This is a genomic window from Streptomyces sp. T39 (genome assembly GCF_008042045.1).
In the GTDB taxonomy this organism is placed as follows: Bacteria; Actinomycetota; Actinomycetes; order Streptomycetales; family Streptomycetaceae; genus Streptomyces.
Map to the genome: position 1 here is coordinate 3,377,872 of NZ_RDBP01000012.1, position 13,672 is coordinate 3,391,543.

Genomic DNA, 13,672 nt, shown 5'->3' on the forward strand with positions numbered 1-13,672 from the left:
CCCCGGGGTTCCCGGGAGGCCCTCACGCGTCGGCGAAGCGTATGTCGTGCCGGGAGGCGGCCGACATCAGGGTGAGGGTCCGCTCCGCCTCGGCGCCCAGGGCGTCGCGCACGGCCCGGGTGAGGGGGTCGAAGGGCCGCACCTGGACGGGAAACCAGGCCCACCGCACCTTCCTGGCCGACGGGTTCCTGGCCGGGATCTGGGAGCTCACGGAGTCCGGCGACACCGCGACGCTCACCGTGCGGCCCTTCGACCCCCTCACCCGGGCCGTGCGCGACGCCCTGGGCGCCGAGGCGGAGCGGACCCTCACCCTGATGTCGGCCGCCTCCCGGCACGACATACGCTTCGCCGACGCGTGAGGGCCTCCCGGGAACCCCGGGGGGCGAGCCCCGCACGCCCTACGGCAGCAGCCCCGCCCGGCGCGCCGCCGTCACGGCCTCCAGCCGGGTGCGCACCCCCAGCTTGCGCATCGCCGAGCGCAGATAGCTCTTCACCGTCTCCTGCCGCAGCCCCAGCCGATCGGCGGCCGCCGCGTTCGTCGCGCCGCCCGCCACACAGCTCAGCACGTCCAGTTCCCGCGGCGCCAGGGCCGCACCCGGCCCCGCGGCCCGCCCGCCGCCCGCCCCGGCCAGCCGGGCGCACACCTCCAGCACCTCCTCGCGCACCTGCGGATCGGCGATCCGCGCGGCCAGCGCCCGCAGGTCGCCGTGGGCGGCACGGACCGTCTCCCACGCGCCCGGCCCTCCGCCCGACGGCGCCCGGGCGGCGGCGATCACCGCCTCGGCGCCGTCCCTGACCGCGAGCGCCTGCTCCACGTCGCGGGCCGCCGCGACCGCCGCGTCCAGCACCCGCTCGCCGAGCGCCAGCGGCTGCCGCAGCGCGCCGTAGAGCACGCCCCGCACCGTCCGGCCCACGACGACCGGCACGGCGACCACGGACCGCAGCCCCTCGGCGGCCACCGCCGCGTCGTACTCGTGGCTGATGTGGCGGGCCGCCGGATAGTCGGCCACCGCGCACGGCCGGGACAGGGCCATCGACCGGCCGCCGAGACCGTTGCCGCTGCGGATCGCCAGCCCCCGCAGCGCACCCGTGGCCGCGCCCGTCAGCTCCGCGATGCGCAGCGGCCCGCCCGCCTCCAGCAGCCCGCCGAACGCGACGGGCAGCCCGGTCGCCCGCCGCAGCCGCAGCAGCGCCGTCCGCATCTCCACCGCTTCACCGGGACCGCCCACGCGCGTACCTCCTGTCGGTCCCCGCCCGGGGACGACACCCCCGTCCGGGGGTAGTGAGACCTGCGTCACCGATTACACGATGGCAGCCGCCGGTCCCGCAACGAGGAGGACACATGACGTCAGGCAGCGCGACGGAGAGGTTCCGGTCCGCCCGGGACTTCCTGCTGCGACACCGGGAGGACTGGGCGGCGGCCCGCGAGGGCTTCGCCTGGCCCCGGTTCGAGCACTTCAACTGGGCGCTCGACTGGTTCGACGTCATCGCGCGCGACAACGACCGCACCGCCCTGCACATCGTCGAGGAGGACGGCACCGAGACCCGGGTGGGCTTCGCGGAGATGGCCCGCCGCTCCGACCGGGTGGCGAACTGGCTGCGCGGGCTCGGCGTCACGGCCGGCGACCGGGTCCTCGTCATGCTCGGCAACCAGACCGAGCTGTGGGAGACCGCGCTCGCCGCGATGAAGCTGCGCGCGGTCGTGATCCCGGCGACCCCCCTGCTCGGGCCCGCCGACCTCCTCGACCGGGTGGAGCGCGGCCGGGTCCGGCACATCGTGGCCCGCCCCGGGGACACCGCCAAGTTCGCCGGCGTCCCCGGCGACCTCACCCGCATCTGCGTCGGGGACCCGGCCGGGGCGGAGGGCTGGCTGCCGTACGCCGCGGCCGACGCGAGCCCCGACGTCTTCGAGCCCGACGGGCCCACCCGCGCGGACGACACTCTGATGCTCTACTTCACCTCCGGCACCACGGCCCGCCCCAAGCTCGTCGAGCACACCCATGTGTCCTACCCGGTGGGCCACTTGGCCACGATGTACTGGATCGGCCTGCGGCCCGGCGACGTCCACCTGAACATCTCCTCGCCCGGCTGGGCCAAGCACGCCTGGTCGAACCTGTTCGCCCCGTGGAACGCCGAGGCCACCGTCTTCATCCACAACTACTCCCGCTTCGACGCCGCCCGGCTGATGGCGGAGATGGACCGCGCCGGAGTCACCAGCTTCTGCGCCCCGCCGACGGTGTGGCGGATGCTCATCCAGGCGGACCTCACCTCCCTCGCCACCCCGCCGCGCGAGGCCGTGGCCGCCGGGGAACCGCTCAACCCGGAGGTCATCGAGGCGGTGCGCCGGGCCTGGGGCGTCGCCGTCCGCGACGGCTTCGGCCAGACCGAGACCGTCGTGCAGGTCTCCAACAGCCCCGGCCAGACGCTGAAGACCGGCTCCATGGGCCGCCCCAGCCCCGGCTGCACGGTGGAACTCCTCGACCCCGTCACCGGCGAACCCGGCGCGACGGAGGGCGAGATCGCGCTCGACCTCTCCGACGCACCCGTCGGCCTGATGACCGGCTACCACGGCGACCCGGAACGCACCGCCGAGGCGATGGCCGGCGGCTACTACCGCACCGGCGACATCGGCGCCCGCGACACCGACGGCTACATCACCTACATCGGCCGCTCCGACGACGTCTTCAAGGCCAGCGACTACAAGATCAGCCCCTTCGAGCTGGAGAGCGCGCTGCTCGAACACGAGGCCGTCGCCGAGGCCGCCGTGGTGCCCGCCCCCGACCCGCTGCGGCTCGCCGTGCCGAAGGCGTACGTCGTGCTCGCCGAGGGCTGGAAGCCCGGCCCGGAGACGGCCGGGGTGCTGTTCGCACACTCGCGGGCCGTCCTCGCGCCCTACAAGCGCATCAGGCGGCTGGAGTTCGCGGACCTGCCCAAGACCGTGTCGGGGAAGATCCGCCGGGTCGAGCTGCGCCGGCTGACGGCCGAGGGCTCGGCCGCCGAGTACACGGAAGGGGACCTGCGATGACCGCCCTGTCGTACGCGCACGGAGTGTCGGACACACCGCTGCGCGGCGACACGATCGGCGCCGACCTCGACCGGGCGGTCGCCGCCTGGCCCGACCGCGAGGCGCTCGTCGACGTGGCCGCCGGGACCCGCTGGACCTACGCCGAGTTCGGCGACGCGGTGCGGCAACTGGCCCGCGGCCTGCTCGGCTCGGGCGTCGCCAAGGGCGACCGGGTCGGCATCTGGGCGGTCAACTGCGCTGAGTGGGTGCTGGTCCAGTACGCCACCGCCCGCATCGGCGCGATCATGGTCACCATCAACCCGGCCTACCGCGCGCACGAACTCGCGTACGTGCTGAAGCAGGCGGGTGTCTCGCTGCTCGTCGCCTCGCAGAGCCACAAGGGCAGCGACTACCGCGCGATGGTCGACGCGGTGCGCGGCGACTGCCCCGCGCTGCGGGCCGTGCACTTCATCGGGGACGGCTCCTGGGACCTCCTCCTCGACGCCGCCCGCACGGTCGGCGACGAACGGCTCGCCGCGCACGAGGCCCTGCTGTCCTGCGACGACCCCGTCAACATCCAGTACACCTCCGGCACCACCGGCTTCCCCAAGGGCGCCACGCTCTCCCACCACAACATCCTGAACAACGGCTTCTTCGTCGGCGAGACCATCGCCTGCACCGAGCGGGACCGCGTCTGCATCCCGGTGCCCTTCTATCACTGCTTCGGCATGGTGATGGGAAATCTGGCGGCCACCTCGCACGGCGCGTGCATGGTGATCCCGGCCCCCTCGTTCGACCCGGCGGCGACCCTGCGCGCGGTGGAGGAGGAGCGCTGCACCGCGCTGTACGGGGTGCCGACGATGTTCATCGCCGAGCTGAACCTCCCGGACTTCGCCTCCTACGACCTCTCCTCGCTGCGCACCGGGATCATGGCGGGCTCGCCGTGCCCCGTGGAGGTGATGAAGCGGGTCGTCGCCGAGATGCACATGTCGGAGGTCTCCATCTGCTACGGCATGACGGAGACGTCACCCGTCTCCACCCAGACCCGGCGCGACGACGACCTGGAGCGCCGCACGGGCACCGTGGGCCGGGTCCTGCCGCACGTCGAGGTGAAGGTCGTCGACCCGGTGACCGGGGTGAGCGTGCCGCGCGGCGAGGCGGGCGAACTGTGCACCCGGGGCTACGGCGTGATGCTCGGCTACTGGGAGGAGCCGGAGAAGACGGCCGAGGCGATCGACGCGGGCCGCTGGATGCACACCGGCGACCTCGCCGTCATGCGCGAGGACGGCTGCGTCACGATCGTCGGCCGCATCAAGGACATGATCATCCGCGGTGGCGAGAACGTGTACCCGCGGGAGATCGAGGAGTTCCTCCACTCCCACCCGGGCATCGCCGACGTCCAGGTCGTCGGCGTGCCCGACGAACGGTACGGCGAGGAGATCCTCGCCTGCGTCGTCCCCCGCGACGCCGCCGACCCGCCCTCCCTGGAGGACGTCACGGCCTTCTGCCGCGACCGCCTCGCCCACTACAAGGTCCCCCGCCGGCTGGAGATCCTCGACGAGTTCCCCATGACGGTGAGCGGCAAGGTCCGCAAGGTCGAACTGCGCCGCCGCTTCGGCGGGTAGCGGGCCGCCGGGGAGCCAAGGGCGGGGAAGGTGTGCCCCAGCCCATCAGGGTGGGGACGACCGGGGTGCCGGTGATCTCGGCGAACTTCACGAGGAGGTCGGCGGCGTCGGCGTTGACGATGCCGCCGCCGGCGACGATGAGAGGACGCTCGGATTCCAGCAGGAAGCCGATCGCCTTCTCGATCTGGGCCCGGGTGGCGGTCGGCTTGTAGACCGGCAGCGGCTCGTAGGTCTCCGGGTCGAACTCGATCTCGGTGAGCTGGACGTCGATGGGCAGGTCGACGGTCCCCGGGCCCGGGGACCGTTCGTCGGCGGCGAAGCCCCGATCGGCGCCGCCCGTCCCGAGCAGGCCGCCGTCGCGGGCGAAGTGCGGTGTGTGCAGCAGCAGGGCCCGGTCGCCGTGCAGGGCCACGGACATCAGGACGCGCGGGCCCGAGGCGCGGTGGGTCTCCAAAGGGTGGGCGTCGCGCAGGGCCGCGAGCAGCCGCAGGCCCGCAGGTGTCTGGCGCCGTACCCGCCACAGCGCGACCGCGACCGCGACCGTCAGCACGGCGGCGCCCACCCGCACCGCTGCGTCCGGCGCGTCCGGCCCGGTCAGCAGCAGCCCGGCGAGGACCGTCACGGGCACCGCGTACAGCAGCCCCCGGGCGGTCCTCCAGCGCCTGTTGCCGCGCAGCAGCCCCGCCCGTGCGCAGCCGTCGCGGAGCGCGTCCAGCGCCCTGCGCACCCGGGGGGCGGTGAGCAGCACCCCGATGCCGACGGCCCGCCGCAGCGAGGTGTGCACGGCGAGCTGGAGCGGGTCGCGCACGGCGGTGCCCCAGCCGTCGACCCGTATCGTCCCCCGGCGTCCGCTGGTGACCGCCCCGCGCTGCTGGAGCGCGACGAGCGCCACCGTCACGGCGGCCCGGCGGCCGCCGCGCAGCAGGGCGACGGACTGTGCGTCGGGCACCGCCGCGGTGTCCGGTGCGCCCGGGACGGGCGCGAGCAGCAGGACCGCCGCCGCCGCGAGCAGCGTCCAGGCGGCGCCGATGAACCACCACATGTCGACGGGCATCGCGCCCACCTCCCCCGAGGGGCCGTGCACGCCCCTGGGGGAGATATGCCCGGCCGGGCAGGGGTGTGAAGCCCGAACGCGGCAAGTTTGAGGGCTCCTTGAGCTTTCGCCGGATCCGTCCGCTACGTCACGGTCGTGATCAGTTCGTCCGCGGGCGCGTTCACCGGCTGGGGGCAGCCGGTGAGGTCCATGACGAAGAGCGGGATCCCGAGGCCGTCCGCACGGGTGCGTGCCTCGTCCGCGTAGCCGGCCAGGGAGAAGCAGACGCCGTGGGCGGAGGCGGCGAGGCCGTTGAGCCAGAGGCATTCGACGTCGCGCAGCGAGGTGGGGCGGGTGGACGGGTCGACCTGGGCGACGACGCCGGTGCCGCGCAGGTCGATGCCGGCGCTCGCGCCGTTGCCCGGCCGGACGACGTCCGTGAAGCCGAGCCAGCGCAGGTACATGGCGGCCGCCGTCACGGCGTCGCGGGCCGTGCGGATGGTGACGGGGCGGAACGAGGGTCGCGAGGCCGCCGGTGAGGGCGGCGGGATTAACCGCGCGGGTGCCGGCGAGGGGCGTCTGAGCGGGGCGCTCACCGGGCGGACGGCGATGCGCAGCACCGCGCCGCACGGGCAGCCGAGCTCCGGCTGGGGCCACTGGTCCTGCCGCTCGCACGCCGGGCAGCGGACCGTCACCCAGTCGTCGGTCCAGGTGCGGTGGGTGATCGGTTCCGGGGGAGCGGCGCGCAGCAGCGGCGGTGCGAGCGGAGCGCCGCAGGCGCACGGATAGACCGGCGCCGCGTACAGGTGGTCGCGCCGACAGGCCGGGCAGCGGACCGGCACGCTCTCGATCATCGCGGCACCCCTTCCCCTCATGCGTCGCGGCAGCTCCCCCTCGACGGCTGCGGCTGAGGTCCATCGTCCATCACGGAGGGGGAGTTGGGGAGGGACTTCCCCGACTGCGCCCCCCTTGTGCGCTGGCGCACTCCGGCCCCGCCCCCGCCGGGGCCCCCGGGGGCGGCCTCCCTTGACGCCGCACGGCGGGCGTTTTAGATTGCTTCCGTATAGCAGAACATAACTTCCGCAATGTGGAAGTAAGACCGACGCAGGATCGGCCGCTCCCAGGTGGCGCGACGGAGCCCGATCCCCCAGGCCGGAGCAGGAGCACCCCATGCCTCGTATGACCGCAGCCCGAGCGGCAGTTGAGATCCTCAAGCGTGAAGGCGTCACCCACGCGTTCGGAGTGCCGGGCGCCGCGATCAACCCCTTCTACAAGGCCCTCCAGGCCGGCGGCGGCATCGACCACACGCTCGCCCGGCACGTCGAGGGCGCCTCCCACATGGCGGAGGGCTACACGCGGACCCACCCGGGCAACATCGGTGTCTGCATCGGCACGTCGGGCCCGGCCGGCACCGACATGATCACCGGCCTGTACTCCGCGATCGGCGACTCGATCCCGATCCTGTGCATCACCGGCCAGGCCCCGGTCTCCGTGATCCACAAGGAGGACTTCCAGGCCGTCGACATCGCGTCCATCGCGAAGCCCGTCACCAAGGCCGCCACCACGGTCCTGGAGGCCGCCCAGGTCCCCGGCGTCTTCCAGCAGGCCTTCCACCTGATGCGCTCCGGCCGCCCGGGCCCGGTCCTGATCGACCTGCCCATCGACGTCCAGCTCACCGAGATCGAGTTCGACCCGGAGACCTACGAGCCGCTGCCGGTCTACAAGCCGACCGCCACCCGGGCCCAGATCGAGAAGGCGATCGGCTTCCTGCTGGAATCCGAGCGTCCTCTCATCGTCGCCGGCGGCGGCATCGTCAACGCCGACGCCGCCGACCTCCTCGTGAAGTTCGCCGAGATCACCGGCACCCCGGTCGTCCCCACCCTGATGGGCTGGGGCACCATCCCCGACGACCACGGGCTCAACGCCGGCATGGTCGGCGTCCAGACCTCGCACCGCTACGGCAACGCGACCTTCCTGGAGTCCGACTTCGTCCTCGGCATCGGCAACCGCTGGGCCAACCGCCACACCGGCTACAAGCTCGACGTCTACACCCGGGGGCGGAAGTTCGTCCACGTCGACATCGAGCCGACCCAGATCGGCAAGATCTTCGCCCCCGACTACGGCATCGCCTCCGACGCCAAGGCGGCCCTGGAGCTCTTCGTCGAGGTCGCCGAGGAGCTGAAGGCCGAGGGCAGGCTGCCCGACCGGAGCGAGTGGACCGCCTCCGTCGCCGAGCGCAGGGCCACCCTCCAGCGCCGTACGCACTTCGACAACGTCCCGCTGAAGCCGCAGCGCGTCTACGAGGAGATGAACCGGGCTTTCGGTCCCGAGACCCGCTACGTCACCACCATCGGCCTCTCCCAGATCGCGGGCGCGCAGATGCTGCACGTCTACCGGCCCCGCCACTGGATCAACTGCGGTCAGGCCGGCCCGCTCGGCTGGACCGTTCCCGCCGCGCTCGGCGTCGCCACGGCGGACCCCGAGGCGCAGGTCGTCGCGCTCTCGGGCGACTACGACTTCCAGTTCATGATCGAGGAACTGGCGGTCGGCGCCCAGCACCGCATCCCCTACGTCCACGTGCTCGTCAACAACTCCTACCTGGGCCTGATCCGCCAGGCCCAGATCGGCCTGGACATCAACTTCCAGGTCAACCTGGAGTTCGAGAACATCAACTCGCCGGAGCTCGGCGTCTACGGCGTCGACCACGTCAAGGTCGTCGAGGGCCTCGGCTGCAAGGCGATCCGGGTGACCGAGCCCGACCAGCTGCTGCCGGCCTTCGAGGAGGCGAAGAAGCTCGCCGCCGAGTACCGGGTGCCGGTCGTCGTCGAGGCGATCCTGGAGCGGATCACCAACATCTCCATGAGCCGGACGATGGACATCAGCGACATCTCCGAGTTCGAGGAGCTGGCCACGGAGCCCGGTCACGCGCCGACCGCCGTCAGCCCGCTGAAGGTCTGACCGCCACGCCGGCTTCCCCGCGCCCAGGGGCCGTTCACCGATCCGGTGGACGGCCCCTCGCGTATGCTGCTCCCTTTCTCGGCACCGGACACGGGAGGCCCTCATCGAGACGCCGGACGGGCTGCCGCTGGTGGCCTTCGACGACCTGGCCGGCCTGGAGCGCTGGCTGGAGCGGCACCACGGCACGGCCGCCGGCCTGTGGGTGGCCGTCGCCCGGAAGGACTCGGGGGTGCCGTCGCCCACGGCGGGCGACGTCAACGACGCGGCCCTGTGCTACGGCTGGATCACCGGCCTGCGGCGCTCCGGCGACGGGGTGCGCTACCTCCAGAAGATCACACCCCGCAGGCCCCGCAGCACCTGGTCCCGGGTCAACATCGCCCGCGTCGCCGAGCTCACGGCGGAGGGGCGGATGCGGGAGCCGGGGCTCGCGGAGGTGGCGGCCGCCCGCGCGGACGGCCGCTGGGACGCGGCGTACGCCTCGCAGCGCGAGGCCGGCGTCCCCGACGACCTCGAAGCGGCGCTCGCGGAGAACGCGGCGGCGCGCGCGGCTTTCGAGGGCCTCGGCAGGACCGAGCGCTACCGCATCGTCCTCGGGCTGCTGAAGGCCAGGACCGACCGCACCCGCCGCGCCCGCCTCGACCGTGCCGTCGCCGCCCTGGCGGCGGGCGAACGCGTCCCCTGAGCGGAGGGGCCCCCGGCACGCGGCCCCCGGCACGCGGCCCCCGGCACGCGGGCCCCGGGCACGGTTCAGCCCCGGGCACGGATCAGGGCCCGGCCTCTGTGCGGAGGCCGGGCCCTGATCGTCGGACGCGGAGTACGGGACCGTATACCGACCACGCGCCCGGGCCGGGAGGGGGAGGGCGGGTGTCCGGTGTGCCCGCCCGACGGTGCGAGGCCGACAGGGTGGAACATTCGCACCGCCGGACGGATTCCGGAGGGTGGCTGGGACCGCGGCGGGGTGATGGACCGCCGGTGCGCCTCACGTCAGGTCGGAGAGGGCGCCGGCGGCCTTCACCACCGCACTGGCATCACCCGATCGCCGCGGTCCTCGCCTGCGCCACGCCGTGCGGCCACCCCTCATCGGGCCGCACGGCGCGGGCCTCGCGTCCGGGGCCGACCTCCCGTCGGGCCCCGGACGCAGCTTGTCGGCTCAGTCCTCGCGCAGGGCGCGGACCGCCTCCTCCACGCGCTTGCCGTAGTCCGGGTCGGCGGCGTGGAAGTGGGCCAGGTTCTTCTCGATCACGTCGTCGCGGGTGACCTGGGACAGGCCACCGGCGATGTTGGCGACCAGACGCTGCTTCTCCTCGTCGGACATCAGCCGGTAGAGCTCGCCCGCCTGGAAGAAGTCGTCGTCCTTGACGTGCGCGGGCGCGGCGTGGGTGCCGGTCCAGCCGTGCACCGCCAGCGGGGCCGAGAGCGCGGCGTCCGTCTGGGCGGGGCCCGCGTACGAGTTGGGCTCGTAGTTCTTGTCGTGGCGCGAGCCGCGGCGGGTGGCCATCAGACCGTCGCGGCCGTAGTTGTCGGCGCCGCCGGGCACCGCCTTCGGCGCGTTCACCGGCAGCTGGGTGTGGTTCACGCCGAGCCGGTAGCGGTGGGCGTCGGCGTAGGCGAACAGGCGGCCCTGGAGCATCTTGTCCGGCGAGGGGCCGATGCCCGGCACGAAGTTGTTCGGCGAGAACGCGGCCTGCTCGACCTCGGCGAAGACGTTGTCCGGGTTGCGGTCGAGCACCAGACGGCCCACGCGCCGGAGCGGGTAGTCGGCGTGCGGCCACACCTTGGTGAGGTCGAACGGGTTGAAGCGGTACTCCGCCGCCTCGGCGGCCGGCATGATCTGGACGTACAGCGTCCAGGACGGGTTCACCCCGCGCTCGATGGCCTGGAGCAGGTCCGTCTGGTGCGAGTTGGCGTCCTGGCCGACCAGTTCGGCGGCCTGCTCCGAGGAGAGCGAGCGCACGCCCTGGTTGGTCTTGAAGTGGTACTTCACGAAGAAGGCGTCGCCCTCGGCGTTCGTCCACTGGTAGGTGTGCGAGCCGTAGCCGTTCATGTGGCGGTACGAGGCGGGGATGCCGCGGTCGCCCATCAGCCAGGTCACCTGGTGCGTCGCCTCGGGGGAGTGCGCCCAGAAGTCCCACACATTGTCCGGCTCCTGGCGGCCCGTGAACGGGTCGCGCTTCTGGGAGTGGATGAAGTCGGGGAACTTGATCGGGTCCTTGATGAAGAAGACCGGGGTGTTGTTGCCGACGAGGTCGTAGTTGCCCTCCTCGGTGTAGAACTTCACGGCGAAACCGCGCGGGTCGCGGACCGCGTCCGCGCCGCCCAGGGAGTCGGCCACGGTCGAGAAGCGCAGGAACGTCTCGGTGCGCCGGCCGACCTCGGAGAGGAAGCCGGCCCGGGTGTAGGCGGTGACGTCGTCGGTGACCTCGAAGTATCCGTAGGCGCCGGAGCCTCGGGCGTGCACCACGCGCTCCGGGATCCGCTCACGGTTGAAGCGCGCCAGCTTCTCCAGCAGGTGCTGGTCCTGGAGGAGGAGCGGGCCGCCGGCGCCGGCGGTGGCGGAGTTCTGGTTGTCGGCGACGGGGGCGCCTGACTCGGTGGTAAGCACGCGCTGCGTCATGGAATCGGTTCGGCCTTCCGTACGGGAGCTGCACTGGCTGACGGTTCGAGGAGCGTAGATTCGCCGCGAAGAAAACGTCAACAGTTTGTTGAAAGCGGTGTGGGGTGTTCCGGCCGGCGTCGGCGCCTGGGCGCGACAGGACAGGTGTCAGCGCCGACGCCGACCGGGGTTCACGGGGCCGCGGAGCGGCCGCGGGGGCACGGGCCGCGAGCGGCCCGGCGGGATCAGACCTGGGCGCCCGAGAGGCGCTCGACCGCGCGCAGCAGCGCCGAGTGGTCGAGGCCGCCGTCGCCCTGGGCGCGCAGCGAGGCGACCAGCTGGGCGACGACCGCGCCCACCGGCAGCGCGGCGCCGACGGTGCGGGCGGCGTCGGTCACGATGCCCATGTCCTTGTGGTGCAGGTCGATACGGAAGCCGGGCTTGAAGTCCCGGTTCAGGAAGTTGTCCTTCTTGCGGGTCAGCACGGTCGAGCCGGCCAGACCGCCGTTGAGGACGTTCAGCGCGGCGGCGAGGTCGACGCCGGACTTCTCCAGGAAGACCACGGCCTCCGCGCACGCCTGGATGTTGACGGCGACGATCAGCTGGTTGGCGGCCTTCACCGTCTGGCCCGAACCGTGCGGACCGCACAGCACGATGGTCTTGCCGAGGGCCTCCAGGATCGGCTCGGCGGCGTCGAAGTCGGCCTGCTCGCCGCCGACCATGATGGACAGCACCGCCTCGATCGCGCCCGCCTCGCCGCCGGACACGGGGGCGTCCAGCACGCGGATCCCCTTGTCCGCCGCGGCCTTCGCCAGGTCGATCGAGGTCTGCGGCGTGATCGACGACATGTCGATCAGCAGGGCGCCCCGCTTCGCGTTCTCCAGGATGCCGTCGGGGCCGTACGCGATGGCCTCGACCTGCGGGGAGGCGGGCACCATCGTGATCACGACGTCGGCGTCGGCGACCGCGTCGGCGATGGACGCGGCGGCGGTGCCGCCGGCCGCGGCGAGGCGGTCCAGCTTGTCCTGCTCCAGCGTGAAGCCGGTGACGGGGTAGCCCGCCTTCAGCAGGTTCTCGGACATGGGGGAGCCCATGATGCCGAGGCCTATCCACGCGATCTTGGGGAGGGAGCTGCTCATGAGGGTGCCTTTCTCGAAACAGGTGCTGCGTGAGGTCAGTTGGCGGCGCGCGCCGCGGCCGGGAGCCAGTCGAAGGCCTCCGCACCCGGCCGGTCGCCCGACTTGTACTCCAGGCCGACGAAGCCCTCGTATCCGGCGGCCTTCAGTTCGTCGAGGAGCTGCTCCAGGGGCAGCGACCCCGTGCCGGGCGCGCCGCGGCCGGGGTTGTCGGCGATCTGCACATGGCCGGTCCGGTCGGCGTACGCGGCGATGACCTCGGAGACGTTCTCGCCGTTCATCGACAGGTGGTAGACGTCCAGCAGGAACTTGGCGTTGCCGAGGCCGGTCGCGGCGTTCACCTTGTCGACGACCTCGATCGCGGCCGGGGCGCTGACGAGCGGATAGAGCGGCGATTCCGGCTTGTTGAGGGTCTCGACGAGCAGGATCGCGCCGACCCGGTCGGCCGCCCGGGCCGCCAGGACGAGGTTCTCCAGGGCGAGCGCGTCCTGGACCTGCGGGTCGGCACCGTCCACACGGTTGCCGTACAGGGCGTTGAGCGCCGTGCAGCCCACCGAGGCGGCGAAGTCCGCGGCCACCTCGATGTTGGCCCGGAAGCGGTCCGACTCCCGGCCCGGCAGCGAGAGCGCGCCCCGGTCGGGGCCGGGCAGTTCGCCGGCGTAGAAGTTCAGACCCACCAGCTGCGTGCCGGCGTCGTCGAGCGCCTTCCGGAGGGCGTCGAGCTCCTCCTGCGGCGGGGTGGGGGTGTCGATCCAGGGCCACCACAGCTCGACCGCGGTGAAGCCCGCCGCGGCGGCGGCCGCGGGGCGCTCCAGGAGCGGGAGTTCCGTGAAGAGGATCGAGAGGTTCACATCGAAGCGCTGGTCCGCGTATCCCATGAGGGCTGTGCGCTCCTTCCGTATTGCGGAAGTTTCTTTCTGCTTAATGGAATTCTGCTCAGCGGGTGCGATGCCTGTCAAGACGCGTCGGCAAGAAACCCGGGGCGGGACGTGCGGCCCGGCGTCCGCCGCCGGTGCCCCGGCGCCACGGGTGCCGTGCGGCGGCGGGGCGTGCCGGAACCGGGATCGGCGCAGTTCAGCGGGCGTGCGGGGCGGGTGAGGGGCGCGGACTTCAGCCCGCGCCTCCCTCACGGCCGGGCCGGGCGGGCGGCTCGTCGTCGCCGTCTGCTTCGTCCTGTGCCGCGCCGTCGGCGGCGCGGGGCCTCCCGGTCGCCGCACCGTCCGTGCGCGAGCCGGTTCGCCGAGGCCCTGGAGGCCGACACGGAGCAGGCGGTCGGCGATGTGCGCCGGCGCCGGGCGCTGGACTGGGACCGGGTGGAGCGGT

The 13,672-nt window shown here is 73.0% G+C and carries 10 protein-coding genes and 2 pseudogenes; 5 read left to right on the plus strand and 7 right to left on the minus strand.

Features of this window, described 5'->3' with window-relative positions; genetic code table 11:
* Positions 1–119: 119 nt before the first annotated feature.
* A complete protein-coding gene (locus tag EAO77_RS40040; RefSeq protein WP_315986094.1) occupies positions 120–359 on the plus strand; it encodes a DNA glycosylase AlkZ-like family protein in 240 nt (79 codons plus the stop codon).
* Positions 360–398: 39 nt separating this feature from the next.
* On the opposite strand, the gene EAO77_RS16295 is transcribed toward EAO77_RS40040, so the two are convergent.
* Positions 399–1,229, minus strand: a complete 831-nt coding sequence (locus EAO77_RS16295; RefSeq protein ID WP_261993929.1) for a helix-turn-helix transcriptional regulator — start codon at positions 1,227–1,229, stop codon at positions 399–401.
* Positions 1,230–1,342: 113 nt separating this feature from the next.
* Between EAO77_RS16295 and EAO77_RS16300 the strand changes: the two genes are divergently transcribed.
* Both EAO77_RS16300 and EAO77_RS16305 read left to right on the plus strand, forming a co-directional pair.
* On the plus strand, positions 1,343–3,025 hold the full coding sequence (locus EAO77_RS16300) for an AMP-binding protein (protein ID WP_147988680.1): 1,683 nt from the start codon (positions 1,343–1,345) through the stop codon (positions 3,023–3,025).
* Entirely contained in the window at positions 3,022–4,629 is a 1,608-nt protein-coding gene (locus tag EAO77_RS16305; RefSeq protein WP_147988681.1) for an AMP-binding protein, read from the plus strand. Before EAO77_RS16300 ends, EAO77_RS16305 begins: the two co-directional genes overlap by 4 nt.
* A gap of 34 nt (positions 4,630–4,663) precedes the next feature.
* Here EAO77_RS16305 and EAO77_RS38640 read toward each other — a convergent pair.
* From EAO77_RS38640 to EAO77_RS16315, 3 genes and pseudogenes are all read right to left on the minus strand, one after another.
* Positions 4,664–4,927, minus strand: a pseudogene (locus tag EAO77_RS38640) (glyoxylate carboligase); the annotation flags it as partial.
* A 99-nt stretch (positions 4,928–5,026) separates the two neighbouring features.
* Positions 5,027–5,683, minus strand: a pseudogene (locus tag EAO77_RS38645) (TIGR04222 domain-containing membrane protein); the annotation flags it as partial.
* 122 nt (positions 5,684–5,805) lie between these two features.
* Complete coding sequence (locus EAO77_RS16315) at positions 5,806–6,513, minus strand: hypothetical protein (protein WP_147989169.1); 708 nt, start codon at positions 6,511–6,513, stop codon at positions 5,806–5,808.
* Between the two features lie 319 nt (positions 6,514–6,832).
* On the opposite strand from EAO77_RS16315, the gene gcl reads away from it, so the two are divergent.
* Positions 6,833–8,620 (plus strand): glyoxylate carboligase, encoded by a 1,788-nt coding sequence (gene gcl, locus EAO77_RS16320; protein ID WP_147988683.1) that lies wholly within the window; start codon positions 6,833–6,835, stop codon positions 8,618–8,620.
* Between the two features lie 130 nt (positions 8,621–8,750).
* Complete coding sequence (locus tag EAO77_RS16325; protein ID WP_410088487.1) at positions 8,751–9,302, plus strand: YdeI/OmpD-associated family protein; 552 nt, start codon at positions 8,751–8,753, stop codon at positions 9,300–9,302.
* A 468-nt stretch (positions 9,303–9,770) separates the two neighbouring features.
* Here the strand turns inward: EAO77_RS16325 and EAO77_RS16330 are convergent, their stop codons facing one another.
* The 3 genes from EAO77_RS16330 to EAO77_RS16340 form a co-directional block, all read right to left on the minus strand.
* Positions 9,771–11,234 carry a catalase gene (locus EAO77_RS16330; RefSeq protein WP_147988685.1) on the minus strand — a complete coding sequence of 488 codons (1,464 nt, stop codon included), beginning with the start codon at positions 11,232–11,234 and terminating at the stop codon, positions 9,771–9,773.
* 224 nt (positions 11,235–11,458) lie between these two features.
* Positions 11,459–12,352, minus strand: coding sequence for a 2-hydroxy-3-oxopropionate reductase (locus tag EAO77_RS16335; RefSeq protein ID WP_147988686.1), 894 nt, complete (start codon positions 12,350–12,352; stop codon positions 11,459–11,461).
* A gap of 35 nt (positions 12,353–12,387) precedes the next feature.
* Entirely contained in the window at positions 12,388–13,227 is an 840-nt protein-coding gene (locus tag EAO77_RS16340) for a TIM barrel protein (protein ID WP_147988687.1), read from the minus strand.
* Between the last annotated feature and the right edge of the window lie 445 nt (positions 13,228–13,672).